Annotated in this window: 16 protein-coding genes and 2 pseudogenes; 9 read left to right on the top strand and 9 right to left on the bottom strand. The window is 47.6% G+C overall.

What is annotated here, in order from left to right; genetic code table 11:
- Positions 1–124: 124 nt before the first annotated feature.
- Positions 125–988 (bottom strand): 4-(cytidine 5'-diphospho)-2-C-methyl-D-erythritol kinase, encoded by an 864-nt coding sequence (gene ispE, locus PCO85_11270; GenBank protein WJV56062.1) that lies wholly within the window; start codon positions 986–988, stop codon positions 125–127.
- 12 nt (positions 989–1000) lie between these two features.
- Complete coding sequence (gene lolB / locus PCO85_11265) at positions 1001–1624, bottom strand: lipoprotein insertase outer membrane protein LolB (protein WJV55910.1); 624 nt, start codon at positions 1622–1624, stop codon at positions 1001–1003.
- A gap of 210 nt (positions 1625–1834) precedes the next feature.
- Here lolB and hemA point away from each other — a divergent pair.
- The 5 genes and pseudogenes from hemA to kdsA all read left to right on the top strand — a co-directional run bounded on the left by hemA (position 1835) and on the right by kdsA (position 7014).
- Positions 1835–3092 (top strand): annotated as a pseudogene (gene hemA, locus PCO85_11260) (glutamyl-tRNA reductase).
- A gap of 42 nt (positions 3093–3134) precedes the next feature.
- Positions 3135–4218: pseudogene (prfA, locus tag PCO85_11255) on the top strand (peptide chain release factor 1).
- Positions 4218–5084 (top strand): peptide chain release factor N(5)-glutamine methyltransferase, encoded by an 867-nt coding sequence (prmC, locus tag PCO85_11250; GenBank protein WJV55909.1) that lies wholly within the window; start codon positions 4218–4220, stop codon positions 5082–5084. Before prfA ends, prmC begins: the two are co-directional and overlap by 1 nt.
- Positions 5085–5311: 227 nt before the next feature.
- Positions 5312–6121, top strand: a complete 810-nt coding sequence (gene sirB1 / locus PCO85_11245) for an invasion regulator SirB1 (protein ID WJV55908.1) — start codon at positions 5312–5314, stop codon at positions 6119–6121.
- Between the two features lie 38 nt (positions 6122–6159).
- On the top strand, positions 6160–7014 hold the full coding sequence (gene kdsA / locus PCO85_11240; GenBank protein WJV55907.1) for a 3-deoxy-8-phosphooctulonate synthase: 855 nt from the start codon (positions 6160–6162) through the stop codon (positions 7012–7014).
- 61 nt (positions 7015–7075) lie between these two features.
- Here kdsA and ydgH read toward each other — a convergent pair whose 3' ends face one another.
- On the bottom strand, positions 7076–8023 hold the full coding sequence (gene ydgH / locus PCO85_11235; protein WJV55906.1) for a DUF1471 family protein YdgH: 948 nt from the start codon (positions 8021–8023) through the stop codon (positions 7076–7078).
- 531 nt (positions 8024–8554) lie between these two features.
- Between ydgH and pntA the strand changes: the two genes are divergently transcribed.
- Together pntA and pntB are read left to right on the top strand one after the other, a co-directional pair.
- Positions 8555–10084 carry a Re/Si-specific NAD(P)(+) transhydrogenase subunit alpha gene (gene pntA / locus PCO85_11230; GenBank protein ID WJV55905.1) on the top strand — a complete coding sequence of 510 codons (1530 nt, stop codon included), beginning with the start codon at positions 8555–8557 and terminating at the stop codon, positions 10082–10084.
- A 10-nt stretch (positions 10085–10094) separates the two neighbouring features.
- Complete coding sequence (gene pntB / locus PCO85_11225; GenBank protein WJV55904.1) at positions 10095–11483, top strand: Re/Si-specific NAD(P)(+) transhydrogenase subunit beta; 1389 nt, start codon at positions 10095–10097, stop codon at positions 11481–11483.
- A 95-nt stretch (positions 11484–11578) separates the two neighbouring features.
- Here pntB and uspE read toward each other — a convergent pair whose 3' ends face one another.
- From uspE to PCO85_11205, 4 genes are all read right to left on the bottom strand, one after another.
- Positions 11579–12538 (bottom strand): universal stress protein UspE, encoded by a 960-nt coding sequence (uspE, locus tag PCO85_11220; GenBank protein WJV55903.1) that lies wholly within the window; start codon positions 12536–12538, stop codon positions 11579–11581.
- Positions 12539–12663: 125 nt separating this feature from the next.
- Complete coding sequence (fnr, locus tag PCO85_11215; protein WJV55902.1) at positions 12664–13416, bottom strand: fumarate/nitrate reduction transcriptional regulator Fnr; 753 nt, start codon at positions 13414–13416, stop codon at positions 12664–12666.
- A gap of 266 nt (positions 13417–13682) precedes the next feature.
- Positions 13683–14408, bottom strand: coding sequence for a methyltransferase domain-containing protein (locus tag PCO85_11210; protein WJV55901.1), 726 nt, complete (start codon positions 14406–14408; stop codon positions 13683–13685).
- 10 nt (positions 14409–14418) lie between these two features.
- Positions 14419–14676, bottom strand: a complete 258-nt coding sequence (locus PCO85_11205) for a YjhX family toxin (protein WJV55900.1) — start codon at positions 14674–14676, stop codon at positions 14419–14421.
- Between the two features lie 372 nt (positions 14677–15048).
- On the opposite strand from PCO85_11205, the gene PCO85_11200 reads away from it, so the two are divergent.
- The gene (locus PCO85_11200) at positions 15049–15639 is read left to right on the top strand and encodes a hypothetical protein (protein ID WJV55899.1); all 591 of its coding nucleotides are present in this window, start codon (positions 15049–15051) and stop codon (positions 15637–15639) included.
- A 123-nt stretch (positions 15640–15762) separates the two neighbouring features.
- On the opposite strand, the gene PCO85_11195 is transcribed toward PCO85_11200, so the two are convergent.
- Positions 15763–16266, bottom strand: coding sequence for a phenolic acid decarboxylase (locus PCO85_11195; protein WJV55898.1), 504 nt, complete (start codon positions 16264–16266; stop codon positions 15763–15765).
- Positions 16267–16365: 99 nt separating this feature from the next.
- Between PCO85_11195 and PCO85_11190 the strand changes: the two genes are divergently transcribed.
- Complete coding sequence (locus PCO85_11190) at positions 16366–17262, top strand: LysR family transcriptional regulator (GenBank protein WJV55897.1); 897 nt, start codon at positions 16366–16368, stop codon at positions 17260–17262.
- Between the two features lie 54 nt (positions 17263–17316).
- Here the strand turns inward: PCO85_11190 and PCO85_11185 are convergent, their stop codons facing one another.
- Positions 17317–20025: a response regulator gene (locus PCO85_11185; protein WJV55896.1), complete on the bottom strand. Its 2709-nt coding sequence runs from the start codon at positions 20023–20025 to the stop codon at positions 17317–17319.
- Between the last annotated feature and the right edge of the window lie 122 nt (positions 20026–20147).

Genomic DNA, 20147 nt, shown 5'->3' with positions numbered 1-20147 from the left:
ACCTCAGGCTTGCGTCCAGAGAAATACCATATCGGCGTGAAACCGGGGTGCATGTCACGCAGATACAATATGCATACGGGTGTAGGAATAAAGGCGTTAAAAGACCACTGATGCCGGTGGTTTTTTAGCGACCCTCGAGTTGCCCGGAAAGCGTGCGTTGCAAAGGTGAAATGTTAACACCTTGTGCGACAAAGCCATTCAGCCATCCCGGGGCCCGGTCAAGCACCTGACGAGCAGCAGACTCAGTGTCGAATTCAGCAAACACACAAGCACCAGTGCCAGTCAGGCGCGCCGGGGCGTATTCTAACAGCCATGAAAGTAGCTGTTCAACCTCACGAAAACGTTTTCTTGCAATAGGTTCACAATCATTGACGAAAGTCTGCTTTAACCGTGCCTCCAGCGGACAAACGGGAGAGTCACGTTTTAGGTCAGGATCGTTGAAAATGAGTGGTGTAGGAATATTAATGCCCGGGTGGGCGACCAAATACCATTTTTCCGGTGGTGACGCGGGGGTGAGTTTCTCTCCCACACCTTCAGCAAAAGCGGCATAACCGTGAACAAAGACTGGCACATCTGCTCCCAGCGTCAAGCCAATCTCTGCCAGCGTGGTGCGATTTAATCCACATTGCCATAGATGGTTTAGTGCCACCAGGATAGTGGCGGCATTGGATGAACCGCCACCCAGTCCGCCACCCATAGGCAGCCGTTTTTCAATGGCGATATCGGCTCCCCCCACGGGCAGTCCATGTCGTTGACCGTAACGTTGTAACAGGGTTGCCGCACGGATTATCAGATTTTGCTCGTCCGGTACCCCGATAATTGGGGTGAGGAGTTTAATAATGCTATCCTGACGTGGCGTAATGGTGACAGTGTCACCACAATTCAAAAATTGAAACAACGTTTGTAGATTATGATAGCCATCGGCACGCCGTCCGGTGATGTACAGAAACAAATTTAGCTTGGCAGGGGAAGGCCATTGATTATCCAGTGAATATGTCACTTACTGAACCGTCCAGTTATCCATCTTGAGTTTGATGCGTTGTTCACCCTGTGTCAGTTCCAGACTTTGTGGCAACGGCGGAATGCTGTCTTGCATATACCCCAGATAAGTGACATTCCAGCGTTGATTCCCCTGATGATACGTGAGGTTACGCAGCAGGTAATGATCATCCAGTGAATAATCCTGGGCGTCTCCCGGGATACCGAGCATCCATTGACGCAGGCTGTCGAGTGGAATCGCCATGCCAGTCAGTTGCTGTACCATATATTCCGCATCTTTCCCCACATAGCGCTTACCTTGACTGTCGATAATCTGCACATTTTCAGGTTGAGCTCTCAGTTCCAGCTCGGTGCTACCTAACGGGCTGGTCAGCAGCAGGCGATAGCGTTGGGGTGAGAATTGCTGTAGGAAGAATCGGGCATAAAGTTTCTTCCTATTAGAGATATAGGCAAAGGATCCGCGTGTTTGATATTGGGTCAAATGCTGTACCTTGCTCAGGTGATCCTGCCACTGAGGTGAGGTCGGGCTTTTACCCGGAACGTTGGGTTGAGTAAGGCTACAGGCTGTCAGTAACAGACAGGCCAATGGCAGTAACCGCAGGCAACGGACGGGTTTTATGGTCATATTACTATTGTCCTATAAAGCATGATGGGGTCATAACAATACGTCACGCTAACGGGCTTGGTCCTTAGCGTCAATCATTGTTATTTTACCCGTCAGATATAATTTCGAATAACGAGAGGCATGTAGTGTCGCTTTTCTTGCTTGTCTGCATCAAGTAGAATGCTTAACAGATGAAACCCATACTAACATCGGTATTACTCAGAACTATCCATGACCCTGCTTGCGCTTGGTATTAATCATAAAACTGCACCTGTTTCTCTGCGAGAACGTGTAGCCTTCTCGCCAGATACTCTGGGGCAGGCGTTACATAGCCTGTTACAGCAACCGCTGGTGCAGGGGGGGCGTGCTGCTGTCTACATGTAACCGTACCGAGTTATATCTCAGTGTTGAGGATCGGGAAAACCAGCGTGAACAGTTAATCAACTGGCTATGTGAATACCACAAGCTAGACCGGGATGACGTGCAAGAAAGTGTCTACTGGCATGAAAACAATGCTGCAGTCAGTCATCTGATGCGCGTCGCCAGCGGATTGGACTCCCTGGTGTTGGGTGAGCCACAAATTCTGGGCCAGGTGAAAAAGGCGTTTGCAGAATCACAGCGTGAACACTCTCTTTCTGGTGAACTTGAACGGTTATTTCAAAAATCCTTTACCGTAGCAAAACGAGTACGTACCGAAACGGATATCGGTAGCAGTGCTGTGTCTGTTGCGTTTGCTGCCTGTACACTTGCCCGTCAGATTTTCGAATCACTGGCTGAGGTCAATGTTCTGCTGGTGGGGGCGGGCGAAACTATTGAGCTGGTTGCCCGTCATCTGCGAGAGCATCGGGTAAAACGCATGGTTATTGCCAATCGTACTCGTGAGCGGGCCCAGGCATTGGCTAATGAAGTGGGGGCGGAAGTTATTACACTGGCGGAATTGGGTGAACAGTTGGCGTATGCCAATATCGTAATCACTTCCACGGCCAGTACGCTGCCCATCATTGGCAAAGGTATGATGGAAAGGACATTAAAGGCGCGACGTAACCAACCCATGTTGATGGTGGATATTGCTGTTCCGCGGGATATCGAACCGGAAGTAGGGAAACTGCCTAATATCTATCTTTACAGTGTGGACGACCTGCAAGCGATCATTCAGCATAACCTGGCGCAGCGTAAGGCTGCCGCCGTCCAGGCTGAGTCTATTGTCCAACAGGAAAGTTCAGAGTTTATGGCCTGGCTGCGGGCGCAGTCGGCTGTTGAAACCATTCGTGATTATCGAGCTCAGGCAGATAGCTTACGTGCAGAAATGACAATGAAAGCCATGGTGGCAATCCAACAAGGCGGCGATGTTGAATCCATTGTGCAGGAATTGACATACCGCCTGACAAATCGCCTGATTCATGCTCCTACCAAATCTCTCCAGCAGGCTGCCCGCAATGGCGATCTTGATCGTTTGCAGATTTTGCGTGACAGCCTCGGACTGGATTAGCATTCTTTTCTCTTTATATTCAAACAGGATTTAACATCACGCATGAAGCCTTCTATTGTTGCCAAACTGGAAGCGTTACAAGAGCGCCATGAAGAACTCCAGGCGTTGCTTGGTGAACCTACTGTTACTGCCGATATGGACCGTTTCCGGACGTTATCCCGTGAGTATTCACAACTTACTGATATTACTCGTTGTTTTCAGCGTTGGCAGCAAGCGCAGGACGATGTCGCCACAGCGGAGATGATGCTAGACGATCCGGAAATGCGAGAGATGGCACAGGAAGAACTTAAAGACGCAAAAGTTTCAGGTGAAGTAATGGAGCAAGAGTTGCAAGTTCTGCTCCTGCCCAAGGATCCTGATGATGAACGTGGCTGCTTTCTGGAAATTCGAGCGGGTACTGGTGGTGACGAAGCCGCTCTTTTTGCTGGTGATTTATTCCGCATGTATAGCCGCTACGCTGAGTCATGCCGTTGGAAAGTGGAAATCATGAGCGCCAGTGACGGCGAGCATGGCGGTTATAAAGAAGTAATTGCCAAAGTTATTGGTGAGGGAGCATACGGACAACTGAAGTTTGAGTCCGGTGGACATCGTGTGCAACGGGTCCCGGCCACAGAATCTCAGGGCCGTATTCATACGTCGGCCTGCACTGTGGCGGTCATGCCGGAAGTTCCAGAGGCTGAGTTGCCGGAAATCAGCCCGGCGGATTTACGCATCGATACTTTCCGTTCTTCAGGGGCGGGGGGGGCAGCACGTCAACACGACAGACTCTGCTATCCGTATTACGCATATTCCGACCGGTATCGTGGTGGAATGTCAGGATGAACGTTCACAACATAAAAATAAAGCCAAGGCGTTGTCAGTGTTGGGTGCCCGTATTCGTGCGGCTGAAATGCAAAAACGCCATCAGGAAGAGGCTTCCACACGACGTAATCTGCTGGGGAGCGGCGATCGTTCAGATCGAATTCGGACATATAACTTCCCACAGGGAAGGGTGACCGATCATCGCATCAACTTGACGTTATATCGGTTGGATGAAGCGATGGAAGGCAAGCTGGAAATGCTGATCCAGCCGATTGTGCAGGAATATCAGGCTGACCAGTTGGCTGCGCTTTCAGAGCAAGAGTAATGGATTATCAATGCTGGCTGGCTCAGGCCATCGCACAACTCTCTGGCAGTGAAAGTCCGAAGCGGGATGCAGAGATTTTACTTGGTTTCGTTACTGGCAAACGGCAGACATTTTTACTGGCTTTTGGTGAAACCCAATTGACGGTAGAACAGCACCAGCGGTTGGATATGCTACTGGCGCGGCGGGTAAAAGGTGAACCGATTGCTTATCTGACCGGTGAGAAGGAGTTTTGGTCATTGCCGCTGTCTGTTTCACCAGCCACGCTGATTCCTCGGCCAGATACAGAATGTCTGGTGGAGCAGGCTTTGCGATATCTGCCTGTTACACCGTCATCCATTCTGGATCTTGGTACTGGTACGGGTGCCATTGCGCTGGCTATAGCCAGTGAGCGTCCAGATTGCGATATTATCGGTATTGATATTCAACCAGAAGCTGTTGTGTTAGCCCAACATAATGCTGTGCGTCTGGGGCTGACGAATTGTCGGTTTTTAACCGGGAACTGGTTTTCCCCTCTTACGTCTCAACAATTCACGTTGATTGCCAGCAACCCACCTTATATCGATGCATCGGATCACCATCTCGCTGAGGGTGATGTCCGATTTGAACCTGCCAGTGCATTGGTGGCAACCGAATCGGGCATGGCTGATTTACGTATCATCATCAAGCATTCGGTAAATTTTCTGCAGGAAGATGGATGGTTACTACTGGAGCATGGTTGGCAACAGGGTGAAGCAGTGCGTCAACTTTTACAACAACAAGGTTTTTGTCAGATCGTTACCTGTCGGGATTATGGAGGTAATGAACGGGTTTCGCTTGGTCAATGGACAAAGCCGGGTACCAACGCATTATCATCTGCCATTGTGTAGCGGCATTATTTGCTGGTGGTTACGCATTTTATCTGCTTTCCGTTGGCGAAAGCTGGCTGACGAAAAAACGGTTTGGCATTATTATTGAGATTCCTTTGGCGCTATGGCGCGGAAGGTTACGCCTATACGGATCAACATCCGCTGCTGGCGTTCGTAACTCACCTTGGTGACCTGTTCCCGATTATTCGGGTGCCGCTTATCAAGTTACCTGTGCTGATGGAATACCTATGAGTTCTATTGCTGATTTTGAATTCAACCGTTCACAGTTAAGTGAAGGCATTATTTTAGTTTCTCAGACTATACGTCGTGATTTCCCCACACAGCGTGTGCGACACGATCTACAACAGTTGGTTGATGAAGCCAGGAAAGTCATTCCTGAAAACCTGGATCATGAGCAGCGGCTTGAAAAGCTCATCGTGCTTTTCTTCAAAACCTGGGGCTTTGGTGGCGCTGGTGGAGTGTACTGCCTGTCTGATGTCTTGTGGTTGGATAAAGTGCTTGAGTCTCGCCAGGGGATGCCTGTCTCGTTGGGGGTTGTTTTCCTGCATATTGCTCACCAGTTGGCGCTTCCATTGATGCCGGTCGTTTTTCCCACCCAGTTGATTCTGCGCGCTGATTGGCTGGATGAGGAAATGTGGCTGATCAATCCGTTGAATGGTGACACGCTCAATGAACATGTGCTGGAAGTATGGCTAAAAGGCAACATCGGACCTTCTGCCAAGTTGATAGATGAAGATCTCGACGAAGCAGAAAATATCATGATTGTCAGAAAAATGCTGGATACGCTGAAAGCGGCTCTGATGGAAGAGAAACAAATGGAACTGGCGTTACGCGCCAGCGAAGCTGCATTGCAGTTTGACCCGGAAGACCCTTACGAAATTCGTGATCGCGGATTGATTTATGCTCAGTTGGATTGTGATCACATCGCGATTTCCGATCTGAACTATTTTGTCGAGCAATGCCCGGAAGATCCGGTGAGTGAGATGATCAAGATTCAGATTCATTCTATTGAGCAAAAGCAGATAGTGTTGCATTAATCGCTGTTTTTTGATTTATCCGACATAAAGGTAAGAATATGAATAACAAAGTGGTCAAAATCGGGGATATCCCGGTTGCCAATCATCTCCCCTTTGTCCTGTTTGGTGGCATGAATGTGCTTGAGTCGCGTGACTTGGCAATGCGTATTTGTGAGCATTATGTCACGGTCACACAAAAACTCGGTATTCCCTATGTTTTCAAAGCCTCTTTCGACAAGGCCAATCGTTCATCCATCCATTCTTATCGTGGTCCGGGCCTGGAAGAAGGGATGCGCATTTTTCAGGAACTGAAACAGACTTTTGGTGTGAAAATTATCACCGATATTCATGAGCCACAACAGGCGCAACCCGTTGCTGATGTGGTCGATGTGATTCAATTACCGGCGTTTTTGGCCCGACAAACTGATTTAGTTGAAGCGATGGCGAAAACAGGTGCGGTTATTAATGTGAAAAAACCACAATTTATCAGCCCGGGGCAAATAGGCAATATTGTTGATAAATTCAAAGAAGGGGGTAACGATCAGGTTATTTTGTGTGATCGTGGCACAAATTTCGGCTATGACAATCTGGTCGTCGATATGCTCGGTTTCAACGTGATGAAACAAGTGTCTGATGGTGCGCCAGTTATCTTTGACGTCACTCATGCGCTGCAATGCCGTGATCCGTTTGGTGCAGCGTCGGGTGGACGGCGTGCTCAGGTCGCAGAATTGGCGCGGGCAGGAATGGCGGTGGGGCTGGCAGGCTTGTTTATTGAAGCACATCCTGAACCCAACAGTGCCAAGTGCGACGGTCCCTCAGCATTACCATTGGATAAGCTTGAACCTTTCCTGTATCAGATCAAAGCTATTGATGATCTGGTGAAAAATTTTCCGGAACTGGACACCAGCCATTAATTGAGCACGGATGCGTTCCATAAAAAACCCGCTTCCGGCGGGTTTTTTATGGGGTAAAAATTTATTTATACAGGTCGGCACTGATCGTGTAGCGATTGCCTCTTTCCTGCCACTCTCTGGTGATGTGATAGTACTTAGCCCCTTTCTTTCCCGCTTCCTTAGCAACAGCTTCAGAGATATCAGTCGGAGAAGTAAAATTGTCCCGCAGGGTAATAGAATCAAACGGTGCCATCTGGGCGGCGGTGGCATTGTTCAGCTCCTGAACCTTTTTGCCATTATCCAGGGTGACAGTGTAACGGTTATTGGGTGAGCTTTGCGTCTGAAAGAAATTACCTACTTTATTACTTAAACTGGAGGAAAACGCTACACCAGGAATTTCCACTTTAGAAGCTGCCGCACCGCCTTCCGCTAAAGCAGCTTTGCCAGCATCAGAATCTGCCGGGATAACATCGGGACTCTGAACCCGACGCTTAGGTGCATCTTTTTTATAAATAAACGCCGTAATACTCTGACTATTGCCATCGGAGTTGATATCGACTTGTCGCACAATAAAGAATGAGTATGCGCCTTTTGCTTTTGCCGCGTTGGCTATGCTTTCCTCGATGTCTGGCTGATTAGAAAAAGAGCCATTAACGGTTACGGTATCATAAGGTTCCAGCTTGACGGCTTCATTTTTTGGTAACTCTTTAACACCGTTAAATTCCCGATAAACGACATCGTGGGTGGCCGGAGGCGCATCTTTATGGTACAGATCTACCGTAACAGCCCATCGCCCACCGTTAACTTCCGAAGTGCCCTGAATATAAAACGCGTCAGCCCCATGTTTGTCAGCCTGTTTGGCAGCATCTGCTGCGGCTTGATAGATGGCGTCATAGCGTCCCATGAACGTGATACGCTCAAAGGGTTTTATTGATTGTGCTTTTTCTGGAGTAAGTTCCTGCGCAGCCTGCGCCGAAAACGTTAATATTGAAAAGAGGGTGGATGCAATAACGCTGGTTTTCAGCTTCATAAAAAATCCTTTCTTCTGACGTAATACGGTTAATTCGTACTGGCCACTCTAGGTTCTATGTTGTAGCGGATGATTATGACACGGAACAATCTCCATTGCTTCAGCATTTTAAGCAATATCCTAGAGGGAGTGGCTACGAATAATGGCGATAAATTGGCTGCAATGAAAACGATTAATAATAGTAGTGAATGGTATTTTTTGCATCATAAAGCATATTTATAGACATTAGCATTATTTAACAAGCATGTAACACGTGGTTTTTGTGAATTGGTGCAGAATATTTTTATGTTATTAATGCTAAAAAAGCGTGTAATAAGTGTTATATCTGACCGAAAATTGGGGTTGTCACCCGCCATAACTCCGCTTTTAGCACAAAATGGCTTTACATGTGGATTATTAATCATATTTTCAGTAGGTTATAACTGATTTTGTCGTTATGGCAATGGGGTTGAACAGTGGCGGTAAACTGTTTTTCACGTGGGTGACAATAATCGATAGTCTTCGTTAAAAAATAAGCGAAAGGGATTCAGTATGCGTATTGGTGTACCAAAAGAACGGTTGACCAATGAAGCCCGGGTCGCAGCTACACCGAAAACGGTGGAGCAGCTGCTGAAGTTGGGTTTTGAGGTCGCAATAGAAAGTGGAGCAGGGAAACTTGCCAGTTTTGACGATTCTACTTATGAACAGGCTGGTGCGACCATTCTGGGAAAAGAGGATGTTTGGCAAAGCGATATTATCCTGAAAGTCAATGCGCCGCAGGATGATGAAGTTGAGATAGTCCGTGCAGGCAGCACGATAATCAGCTTTGTCTGGCCGGCTCAGAACCCTGAATTACTGCAAAAGCTGACTGAGCGACAGGTAACGGTATTAGCCATGGATTCAGTGCCGCGTATTTCCCGTGCGCAATCCATGGATGCGCTCAGTTCAATGGCCAATATCGCGGGTTACCGTGCCATTGTGGAAGCTGCACACGAATTTGGCCGCTTCTTTACTGGGCAGATTACCGCGGCCGGTAAAGTGCCTCCGGCAAAAGTCATGATTATTGGTGCCGGTGTGGCGGGTCTGGCGGCAATTGGTGCGGCGGGCAGTCTGGGGGCTATTGTCCGTGCGTTTGATACTCGACCTGAAGTGAAAGAGCAGGTCAAAAGTATGGGGGCCGAGTTCCTTGAGTTGGATTTTGAAGAAGAGGCAGGCAGTGGTGATGGCTATGCCAAAGTCATGTCTGAGGCTTTTATCAATGCCGAGATGGCCCTGTTTGCGGCGCAAGCCAAAGACGTGGATATCATTGTCACCACTGCATTGATCCCCGGGAAGCCAGCACCACGTCTGATCACCAAAGAGATGGTACTGAGCATGAAGCCCGGAAGCGTGGTCGTCGATTTGGCGGCGCAAACAGGTGGTAACTGTGAGCTTACGGTCGCCGATCAGGTTACGCTTACGGAAAATGGCGTCAAAATCATTGGTTACACCGATCTGCCGAGCCGTCTACCAACCCAATCTTCACAGCTCTATGGCACCAATCTGGTGAACCTGCTCAAGTTGTTGTGTAAAGAGAAAAACGGTGAAATAGATATTGATTTTGAAGACACCGTTATCCGCGGTGTTACCGTGGTTAAAAATGGCGAAATTACCTGGCCAGCGCCACCAATTCAAGTCTCAGTCCAACCGCAGCAAGCGAAACCCGATGTGATAACGGAGAAAAAGGAAGTCAAAAAGTCTTCACCGTGGAATAAATTCATTTTCATGGCAGTGGCTATTGCGTTGTTTGGCTGGTTGGCTAATGTGGCTCCCAAAGAATTTCTCTCGCATTTCACCGTGTTTGCACTGGCCTGCGTGGTGGGATACTACGTGGTGTGGAACGTGAGTCATGCTCTGCATACCCCGCTAATGTCGGTCACCAATGCAATATCAGGCATTATTGTGGTGGGTGCATTACTGCAGATTGACCATGGTGGATGGGTATCGTGTTTATCCTTCATTGCCGTATTGATCGCCAGCATTAATATTTTCGGTGGTTTTACCGTCACTCAGCGCATGCTGAAAATGTTCCGCAAGAATTAAGGGGTAGCACATGTCTGGGGGATTAGTTACAGCAGCGTACATCGTCGCTGCCATTCTGTTTATTTGTAGTCTCGCTGGGTTATCCAAGCATGAGACATCCCAGCAGGGAAATATTTTCGGCATTACCGGGATGGCTATCGCCTTACTGGCAACGATTTTGGGACCTCATGCCGGCAATATCGGCTGGATCATCATCGCTATGCTGATTGGTGGCGCGATTGGTGTTTATCTGGCACGTAAGGTGGAAATGACTGAAATGCCGGAACTGGTTGCTATTCTGCACAGTTTCGTGGGTATCGCCGCAGTACTGGTTGGATTCAACAGTTTTCTTGATCACGGAGAAATTACCGATGCAGTAATGGTAAATATCCATTTGACGGAAGTTTTCCTGGGGATCTTTATTGGTGCGGTGACCTTTACCGGTTCAGTGGTAGCTTTTGGTAAACTACGTGGACTTATTTCCTCTAAGCCGTTGATGTTGCCTCATCGTCATAAGATGAATCTGGCGGCGCTGGTCGTTTCTTTCCTGCTGCTCCTGCTATTCGTAAATACTGGCAGTGTTGCATTGCAGTCCATTGCGTTGTTATTGATGACCGCTATTGCGCTGGTCTTTGGTTGGCATCTGGTGGCATCCATTGGTGGTGCTGATATGCCAGTCGTCGTTTCAATGCTGAACTCTTACTCTGGTTGGGCGGCGGCGGCGGCGGGTTTTATGCTGAGCAACGACCTGCTGATTGTCACCGGGGCATTGGTCGGCTCATCGGGTGCGATCCTGTCGTATATCATGTGTAAGGCGATGAATCGTTCTTTCATTAGTGTGATTGCCGGTGGATTCGGGTCTGATGGTTCTTCTACCGGAAGTAGTGAAGAAGTGGGAGAGTATCGTGAAACGTCTGCGGAAGAAGTTGCAGAGTTGCTGAAGAATTCCAGCTCGGTGATTATTACACCGGGGTATGGAATGGCGGTGGCACAGGCTCAATATCCAGTGCATGACATTACCGACAAGCTGCGAGCTCGGGGTGTAAAGGTCCGTTTTGGTATCCACCCGGTTGCTGGACGTTTACCTGGACACATGAACGTGTTGCTGGCCGAAGCCAAGGTTCCGTATGACATCGTGTTGGAAATGGATGAAATCAATGATGATTTTGCTGATACCGATACGGTGCTGGTTATCGGTGCTAATGACACGGTAAACCCGGCGGCACAGGAAGACCCACATAGTCCGATCGCAGGTATGCCGGTGCTGGAAGTGTGGAAAGCACAGAATGTTATCGTCTTTAAACGTTCGATGAATACCGGTTATGCGGGTGTTCAGAATCCACTGTTCTTTAAAGAGAATACTCAAATGCTGTTTGGTGATGCCAAAGCGAGTGTGGAAGCGATTCTGAAAGCACTGTAACGGGTGTATAGGCTATAGCGTTTCCATTGAAGGGTGCACAATCAGGGGAGATTACCCCCCTGATTGTCAATAAACCCAGGTATGAGATCGGAATTTTACTCTGTTTTATCCTCGTTATCGTTTCCCTGAACGATTGGAGAAACGAAATCCTCGGGTTTTATCGCCAGCAAATCGCATTTCAGGTGATCAATAACATGCTCGACAGTGTTACCGATGAAGGCGGCGGACAGTCCTGTACGACCCAGAGAACCCAACACCACCACCCCAGCCTGTAAGTGTTCCGCTAGATCAGGAATGACTTCCTCTGGTAGCCCTTTTTCAACATGGGTTAGTCGTTCATCCAGATTAAATTTCTGACGCAGTGCTTTCATGGCAATCAAATGTTGTCCACGAATGGCATCATTGTAGACACTGGGGTCAAAATCAGGCAGTTCAATGGCAATATTGATGGGGGTTACCGGATAGGCACCAACAAGATGGACTTCTGTTTGGTTCACCTGCTTGGCCAATTCCAATGTTTCGGTAACCAGTTTTACATTAAGTGGGTCGTGATAAGGGTCTTCACTCGCCAGATTGACAGCAACTAAAGCGCGTCCGCCTTCCGGCCAGGGCTGATCTTTTACCATCCATACCGGGCAAGGACATTTACGCAACAGTTGCCAGTCGGTAGGTGTAAAGATAACGGCTTCCAGCCTGTCATGCTGGTGAGCCATTTTGAGCAATAGATCATGCTTCCCGGTAATGACTTCCTGAATGATGGCTTCAAAGGGTTTATTGTGCCAGACCACTTTAATATCAATAGAAACGCCTGCATCAATATAGTGTTTGCATTGTTCTGCAATCCATTCAATACGTTGAGCGATGACGCCCTGTCGCATCTCTGTTCGTTCATCTGGTGAGAGCAGGGTGGTCATTTCGTAAGAAAAGTCGTAAATAGGCAGGAACGCCTTGATACGGCCGCCAAGCCGTTGAATCAGGTAAACAGCGCGACGTAACGCTGGTTGGTCATCTTGATCAGGGTCAATAGCTACCAGTAGGTTCTGATACTTCGCCATAGGGTCCTCCTAACGACTGTCAATCCACAGCCAGTAAATTAAGAGTACCTCAATGAAATCGCTTTGAACAACTGATGATGAGCGCTGGATCAATAATTCAGAAAAATCATTGATCCAGCAATAGGTTAGGCGTTAGTTTTAGCAGCACCCGCCAGCTCGGCCAGTGTCTCATTGTTTTCAATAGTGATATATTTCCCTTTCACCGCTAGCATGCCGCTTTTCTGGAAACGGCCCAGCAACCGACTGATAGTTTCTACTGTCAGTCCCAGATAGTTGCCAATATCGCCACGGGTCATGGTGAGACGAAACTCGCGCGGAGAGAAACCGCGTTGGGCAAAACGACGCGAGAGGTTATAGACAAATGCCGCCAGACGTTCCTCGGCATTTTTCTTTGACAACAACAGTATCATGTCTTGATCGCCTCGGATTTCACCGCTCATCAAGCGCATTATCTGCTGACGCAGATTGGGCATTTTACCGGAAAGGTCATCAAGTGTTTCGAAGGGGATCTCACAAACCATAGACGTTTCCAGAGCCTGCGCAAAACTGGGGTGCAGGGCACTACCAATCGCGTCAAACCCCACCAGATCACCGGCCAAATGAAAGCCGGTGATCTGTTCGTCACCTTGTTCAGTAATTGTATAGCTTTTTATGGTGCCGGAACGAATGGCGTACAGCGACTTCAGTTCATCACCCGCTTTAAACAACGCCTGTCCTTTCTGGATTGGTTTTTTTCGTTCAATGATATTGTCGAGTTGACCCAGCTCGTGCTCGTTCAAGGTAAACGGGATGCAAAGCTGGCTTATGCTGCAATCCTGACAATGAATTGCACAACCACCAGACTGAATGCGTCGAATTATTCGCTTTTCCGGGATCATAGATTTTGCTCAGGCAATAATTGATATTGGTCAATTTTAACAGCTTTTATTGCGCCTGATAAGAGTCCTTATTCCAAGAACAGGTTTATAAATAGTGAGCTAACTAATGTTTTAAGCGACTAATTATCGAAAAGGGATGATGCAAGCTGGTATATCGTTATGTCATTAATTTTATAGCGAAAGATTTTCTGTCGCAGTGAATACCCTTTATTCCGTGGAAATTCGCCCCGCCCCTGAAGGGCGGAGCGAAAATTAGAGGCGAGGTCCTATAAAACTTTCTGCCCTACGATTTGGATAATGTTGAAATATTTTCCGGCCCCTGCCTGCATTATGGGAATCATTTTTTGAGCATGCCAACTGGGAGATTGCAGATATTCATCCCATGCCTGCCGGCATGAGTTCATTTCGCGCAGCATGGTAATCTCTATGCCGGGTTCTTTTCCCCATAAAGCCTTCCACCAGTTACAGGAGTAAAAATACCACTCTGGTGTCCAGAAAGGTTGAACCTCCTCCGGTAACTGGCCTTCTGGGTAGTCTTGTATAAATCCAGGTACGGCAACCGCTATCAGTCCACTTTTTTTTACAAAAGGCAGGAGTTTTGACAGTGTGGCTTCGTTGCCGCCGAAGTACTGATAAGCATCCACACTTATGATCATGTCAAAGTATTCATGAGCAAATGGGATTTCTTTCGTTGCGTCTACTAAGAGAGGAATTATTTTAGATTCAAGCCCCAGCCCTGCGAACCGTTTCGCGTTTTCGGTAGGGGAGATCCATAAATCGGCTGCAAACACTGTCACATCATATTTTTCCGCAAGCAGAATGGACGAAATTCCCGTTCCGCAACCGAGGTCGAGAATACGCATACCCGGAGAAATGGGGAGCATATTTGCCATTTCTTCCATAATGCGCATGGCATTCGGCCCCATCATCGTTTCCAGAAGAAACGATTTGTCATAGTTGTCGGTAAACGGCGTGCTCATAGTCATATTCATGACCTACTCCTTAGCGATTGTCCGGCTGGGCGCGAACGTTGTTTAGCCCGGTGGTGTTGATGCGGTAGGGCTGACCATTGACAGATTTAATCAGCTTTTTAGTTTTGAGTTTTTTGAAGACGGCGAGTGTGCAGTCGCTGAGCAACAGCCCTTCGCGGCTGTAGCATTCAACGGATGTGACGCGGCCCGAAGTATTACGGACGTGCATGATACGTCCACCTTTGGCGAGAACGTGTAAGGTACGTTGTTCCTGACGGGATAAATTCATACTGAAAAACCTGCTAATCATCATGTGCAAAAACGAACTAACACCCACAGGTGTTTGCGTAGGGTTTAAGCGCAGCGATAACCAGTCCGGCCTGAGAAGGTCGGGAAACTGATTATCCGATGATTACATTCTCCAGCATCAAAGCCTCAGTATGAGATGAAAGGTATTTACACTGTCAATAATAACACGCCCCACATAATGTCTCCAGGTAGATACGGACTCTTTTATGGTCTAGGTGTACGCTTCCCTTCAATGGGTTAAATGCTGAGAAATCTTGGGGTTGTGTGACAACGACAACGAATTACACATCTCACAGACACACAGCTCTTTGGTCTCAGGTATATTACTATTTGAATGAGAGAGGATGAATTAATGCAATTTAATTTTCGAATCAAGCGTGTGATCTATGGAATGTTGCTGGCACTACCACTGTATAGCTATGCGGATCAGAATAATGCCGATGTTATTGCCGGTTATACCACTCAAGATTTGGCTGCTGCATTACCCACTTCGGCCGATGGATTAAAACGGCGTAGTATTAGCGTCGACCCCGCTAGTCATGCGGTTGAGGCCGAATATGTTGAATCAGCGACCAAACGTAAAGCGCTGGTTACCCTTTATGCACTACCTATGGACAGCAGCGGTAAAATACCTGAAGCAAAAAGCGAAGGGGAGCCTTATCTGAAAGCTGTGCTTGCCAGTGCCGAGAAAGAAATGATTCGCCAGCGTATCAGACCGGAAAAACGGGAATTGGTGACGGATTCCGGTCTTACGTTTAATTGTCTGGAGACAATGATTAATAATAAGGTGCTGCATTTATTATGCGCGACCACCGTTAAAGGGCGTGTGATGGAGGTTCAGCCGGTGACCGTCGTTGATGATCAAACATTCGATGCAGTTAGTAAAAAGAGTGATGATTTACTTGCGGCGCTGGCCAAGAGTGTGGTGGATTTCAAAAAGTGAGGAATTCATCCTGGCGTAAGTGGACACTTTTATGCCTTCCGGAACGCTTGATGGATTTCATCAAGCGTTCTGTGGGTATTTGATTTCTCGTTGACTCACTGACGTGGTATGACGCATGAAGTGTTATAGATTATTCGGGAAATCAGCGGGTAACTCGTTGGCTGGGCAGTTGATCACACTGTCATCGTTCTCACCGCAGTCACGTATATAGGTGATAGTGGAAAATTCATCAATCACTTCTGTTGGATAAGCCGGGCCTGCCTTGCGGTAAGCCTCCATTTCGGCGATATGATCATTCTGGAAGCACACGGTTTTCTCCGGGTTATTGATAACCCAGCGAGGGAAGAAGATAGTGCCGTGGGAAATCCGCTCACTCAGATTGATGGACAGGCTAACATCCGTTCCAGTAGGCTCGGTCCAGGAAACCTTATAGACATCACTGGCAATACGCACGATATAAACTAACTGATCTTTGACCCAACGGTTACCAACGATACCGCTGTGAATACGGTAGTCTATGGTTTTCGCGTTTTTAATGTAAATCTCATAGTTCCAGCCATTATCGTAGGTATAAATCAGATGCTTACCTACAAACTCACTCAGATCATGCTGATTAAAACTTGGCATCGTTTGCCCTCCGGTTATGATGCAAAAAGTATATATATGAATTAAATTGATTAATAACGCTGTTTTTAATATTGTTTAATTCAAAAATTCGATGAATCAATGTTGACTAAAACCACACTGGAACAATGGGAATTATTGCGCGCCGTGATTGAATATGGCGGTTTTGCTCAGGCAGCCGAAGCATCTAATCGCAGCCAGTCATCCGTGAGCTACCAGATTTCCGTATTGCAGAAACGGATTGGTGTGCCATTGCTAAAACAAGTGGGCAGAAAGGCCGAGCTCACTGCACAAGGGCAATTACTGTTGTCACAGGCATTGCCCTTATTAGCGGCTTTTCGAGATTTGGAATCCCGTGCGGAGGGATTAAAACGAGGAGTGCGTGCCCGGATTGACTTGGTTGTGGACTGTATTTTCCCTAAAAATCATCTATTTGCAGTATTACGAGCATTTCAGCAGCGCCATCCGTTGACGCAAATACACTTGGCCGAAGTGTTGCGTAGCGAAAGTCCGGCACAATTAACTGATAAGGATGCGGATATCTGGTTGATAACACAACCTGCTGACGGGATAACCCGTGGTCGGCTATTAATGGAAATAATGTTTGTCGCCATTGCACACTGCGATCATCCTCTGCATCAGATTTCGGCACCGCTTTCCAATAATGATCTGGCCCGTTATCCACTTATTGAATTTGTTGACCGACGCCAACAAAAGAACAGCCGTCGTATGCCCGTCTCGGCAGAAAATTGGACATTTACTACCGTTGAAGCAGCAATTGAGGCGATTACTCACGGGGTTGGTTATGGCTGGTTACCTGAATCGCGTATCCGCCACTGGTTGGACTGCGGTGAGCTGAAACCGTTGCCGTTGATTCAGGGCGCGCACCGTGCTACGTCGTTGTATTTGGTGGTAAATGAAGAGAAACAGTTTTTTGATCAGGAAGTAAACACCTTGGTACAACTACTGATGGATGAAGTGTCAGATGCAGTGGGTTGACATTCGTGACAATGTCATGAATGTCACTGCGGATAAAGCGTCTTTCGTGAAAAATCACCCTGTATAGCCGTTATCAACTATGGTTTGCAGCGATTTTAGCAGCCGGAAACTCAATGGTTTCAGTTCGATTGCCAGTTCATCAAGCTGGGTTAGATCATGCTGCCTGGCCGCGTGCTCTATCCGTTGCAATAGTGCTACCAACTTATCGCAACCAAAGTTGCTGCTTTCACCTCGTAATTTATGTGCTTCCTGCTGAACTGTTTGTAGTTCACGTTCGTTAATCGCGGTATGAAGCGTTGCGATCGAATCCGGGAACCTTTGGATGAAAATGCCTGACAACTCTTTCATTAATGCTGTATCGCCATAAAAGCGTTGTAATAGCGTCTGCTCATCCATTGTCTCACGTGTGGGATCAGGCAATGGCGTAAGTTTCTGCTCTTGAGTCATCACCCGGTGGATTTCCTGCTGTAGTGCCTTCATGGTGATAGGTTTGGCAAGGTAACCGTCGAAACCGTGTTGCAAACAATACTCCCGGTCTCCCTGCATGGCATGAGCGGTTAGCGCGATGATGATATGGTGCTGTAATGCGGGCTGATGGGATTCCATGTCGCGGATAATCTGTGTGGCTTTTCCGCCATCCATTTCCGGCATTTGCAAGTCCATAAAAATCAGGTCGTAATCAGTCTCATCGAGTTTTTCCAGCACTTCCATGCCGTTGTTGGCAACATCACATTGATGGCCCAGCTTATTCAAAAAATTAACCGCCAGTTTCTGATTTACCAGGTTGTCTTCCGCCAGCAGTATGCGGTAAGCATCCAGGGAGTCTGGTTGGGGCGTTGCCAGTTCCTCTGGCAACGCTGGACAGTGCTTTCCGGTAAACGATTTGACGATAATGTTAAACAGTTCGCTCTGCGCGATAGGTTTACTGAGAACGTAGGACACACCAAGCGCTGTTAATGCGGTCGAATCCATAGCGCGACCCATTGAACTCAGCATGATGAAGGTACTATTGTGGAACGCGGGCATGGCGGAAAGAGTGGTGGCCAGCGATACACCATCCATGTCAGGCATCTGCACGTCGAGCATAATCAATGGAAAATCACTGTTGCTTTCCACCAATGATAGCGCTAATGCGCCACTGCTGACTGTAATGGGGCGGAGTCCCATATTGCGCAGCATATCTTTCATCAGACGCAGGTTAGTTGCATTGTCATCCACCACCAGTACCTGTGTACCGAGAAGTTCGGCGGGAAGTACCAATGATCGGACATCAGTATGGCAGGAAAAGGGAAAAGGTAGGGTAAAGCTAAAGGTACTGCCTTCCCCTGGCACGCTTTCGACTACCAGTTTCCCTTCCATCATTTCCACCAGTCGGGCAGAGATTGTCAGCCCCAGACCGGTTCCGCCGTATTTGCGAGTGGTGGATGCATCGACCTGACTGAATGATTCAAAAATCAGTTTCTGTTTTTCGTCAGGAATACCAATACCGGTATCATGTACCAGAAACAGAAGACGGTCGTTGTGGGGGACCAGACTGATTTTCAGTAAAATTTCGCCATGATGAGTGAATTTCAGCGCATTACTGACTAGATTGTTTAGCACCTGACGTAAACGGAGGTTATCACCCCGTAGCATCTGTGGAACATCTTGCGAGATATCGACCAGCAATTCGATGTTCTTCTCCGTCGCGCCCGGCATAAAAGGGCGGATTATTTCCTGAATAAAAGGGCGTAGCTCAAAATCCTCTTCATTCAGGACAATCTTTCCCGCTTCAACTTTGGAAAAATCGAGAATATCGTCAATGATGTGTAACAGGGAGCGAGCGGAGTTATACACCATGTTGATGTAATCATGCTGCTCATGGGTCAGTTTCGTATCCAGACAAAGTTGTGCCATACCTAAAATACCATTCATCGGCGTGCGAATTTCGTGACTCATGTTTGCCAGAAACAGACTTTTGGCTTCGTTGGCGGCTTGCGCAGCGGCGGCGGACTGACGTGAGAACGCTTCAGCTTCTTTACGATTGGTGATGTCCTGCATGGTACCGATAACTCGTTCTATTTTTCCTTCTATCGTCAAGCTGCTGATCTGTCCGGACAGCAGCATCCAGCGATAGTGACCATCGAAATGCAGAATACGGATTTCACAGTCAAAAATAGGAAGTCGTTGGTTGCTGGCGGCATGTAACAGATTGGTGACGGTTTCCCGGTCATCAGGATGGGTTAGCGCAGCCAGCAGGTTGGAAGAATAATTCCAGGCGATGCGTGGATATCCTAACAGTGCCAAAAAAATATCACTCACCTGCAAGATATCTTCTCTGGCGTTCCAGTCCCATATGCCAATATGAGTGGATTCCGCTATCAGTAAAAAATCCTCATGGAGTTGTTTGCGAGAATTGAGGACTTCGCTGTAGCGGGTAATATCGGTATGCAGACTGACTCTGCCTCCATCCGGAGTATGACTGATCTGAATAAACAACTTGCGGTCAGGTAACTGCCGAACTTCGTAGTGGCTGTCCAGACGACTGCGTTTGGCCAAGGCATCAATTAATGATTGTCTGTTTTCTGTGTCATCTGAAATGTATCCGGCAGAAATGAAACTGGCGACCAGATCATGAAGGGTGATGCCTACTTTCAGCACATCCTTGACTTCCGGATAGAACTCAATGGCTTTTTGGTTAAACGCTATCAGCCGATCATCTGCATCATAAACCAGTATGGCGGCATTCAGATGATCAAGCGCAGGGGCAAGTAGCTCAGTCATAAATCTCCCTAAGACAGATTGTTGGTAGCATCCCTTTAATGACGTAATTACGTAGCACAGTGTTAACCGAAATATGAGCTAATGGTGAAAGTAATTTAATGAGTGTAGTCGTCCATTACGCT

The organism is Prodigiosinella aquatilis (genome assembly GCA_030388725.1).
In the GTDB taxonomy this organism is placed as follows: domain Bacteria; phylum Pseudomonadota; class Gammaproteobacteria; order Enterobacterales; family Enterobacteriaceae; genus Prodigiosinella; species Prodigiosinella aquatilis.
Note: the sequence above shows the minus strand (reverse complement) of the source record. Positions and strands in the feature narration are given on the sequence as shown.

What these genes read in the sequence shown, in the direction of transcription:
- pntB (WJV55904.1), top strand. Translation starts at nt 10,095, where the DNA reads ATGTCTGGGGGATTAGTTACAGCAGCGTACATCGTCGCTGCCATTCTG.
- prmC (WJV55909.1), top strand. Translation starts at nt 4,218, where the DNA reads ATGGATTATCAATGCTGGCTGGCTCAGGCCATCGCACAACTCTCTGGC.
- PCO85_11185 (WJV55896.1), bottom strand. Translation starts at nt 20,025, where the DNA reads ATGACTGAGCTACTTGCCCCTGCGCTTGATCATCTGAATGCCGCCATA.
- pntA (WJV55905.1), top strand. Translation starts at nt 8,555, where the DNA reads ATGCGTATTGGTGTACCAAAAGAACGGTTGACCAATGAAGCCCGGGTC.
- PCO85_11200 (WJV55899.1), top strand. Translation starts at nt 15,049, where the DNA reads ATGCAATTTAATTTTCGAATCAAGCGTGTGATCTATGGAATGTTGCTG.
- kdsA (WJV55907.1), top strand. Translation starts at nt 6,160, where the DNA reads ATGAATAACAAAGTGGTCAAAATCGGGGATATCCCGGTTGCCAATCAT.
- uspE (WJV55903.1), bottom strand. Translation starts at nt 12,538, where the DNA reads ATGGCGAAGTATCAGAACCTACTGGTAGCTATTGACCCTGATCAAGAT.
- sirB1 (WJV55908.1), top strand. Translation starts at nt 5,312, where the DNA reads ATGAGTTCTATTGCTGATTTTGAATTCAACCGTTCACAGTTAAGTGAA.
- PCO85_11210 (WJV55901.1), bottom strand. Translation starts at nt 14,408, where the DNA reads ATGAATATGACTATGAGCACGCCGTTTACCGACAACTATGACAAATCG.
- PCO85_11195 (WJV55898.1), bottom strand. Translation starts at nt 16,266, where the DNA reads ATGCCAAGTTTTAATCAGCATGATCTGAGTGAGTTTGTAGGTAAGCAT.
- PCO85_11205 (WJV55900.1), bottom strand. Translation starts at nt 14,676, where the DNA reads ATGAATTTATCCCGTCAGGAACAACGTACCTTACACGTTCTCGCCAAA.
- PCO85_11190 (WJV55897.1), top strand. Translation starts at nt 16,366, where the DNA reads ATGTTGACTAAAACCACACTGGAACAATGGGAATTATTGCGCGCCGTG.
- fnr (WJV55902.1), bottom strand. Translation starts at nt 13,416, where the DNA reads ATGATCCCGGAAAAGCGAATAATTCGACGCATTCAGTCTGGTGGTTGT.
- ydgH (WJV55906.1), bottom strand. Translation starts at nt 8,023, where the DNA reads ATGAAGCTGAAAACCAGCGTTATTGCATCCACCCTCTTTTCAATATTA.
- lolB (WJV55910.1), bottom strand. Translation starts at nt 1,624, where the DNA reads ATGACCATAAAACCCGTCCGTTGCCTGCGGTTACTGCCATTGGCCTGT.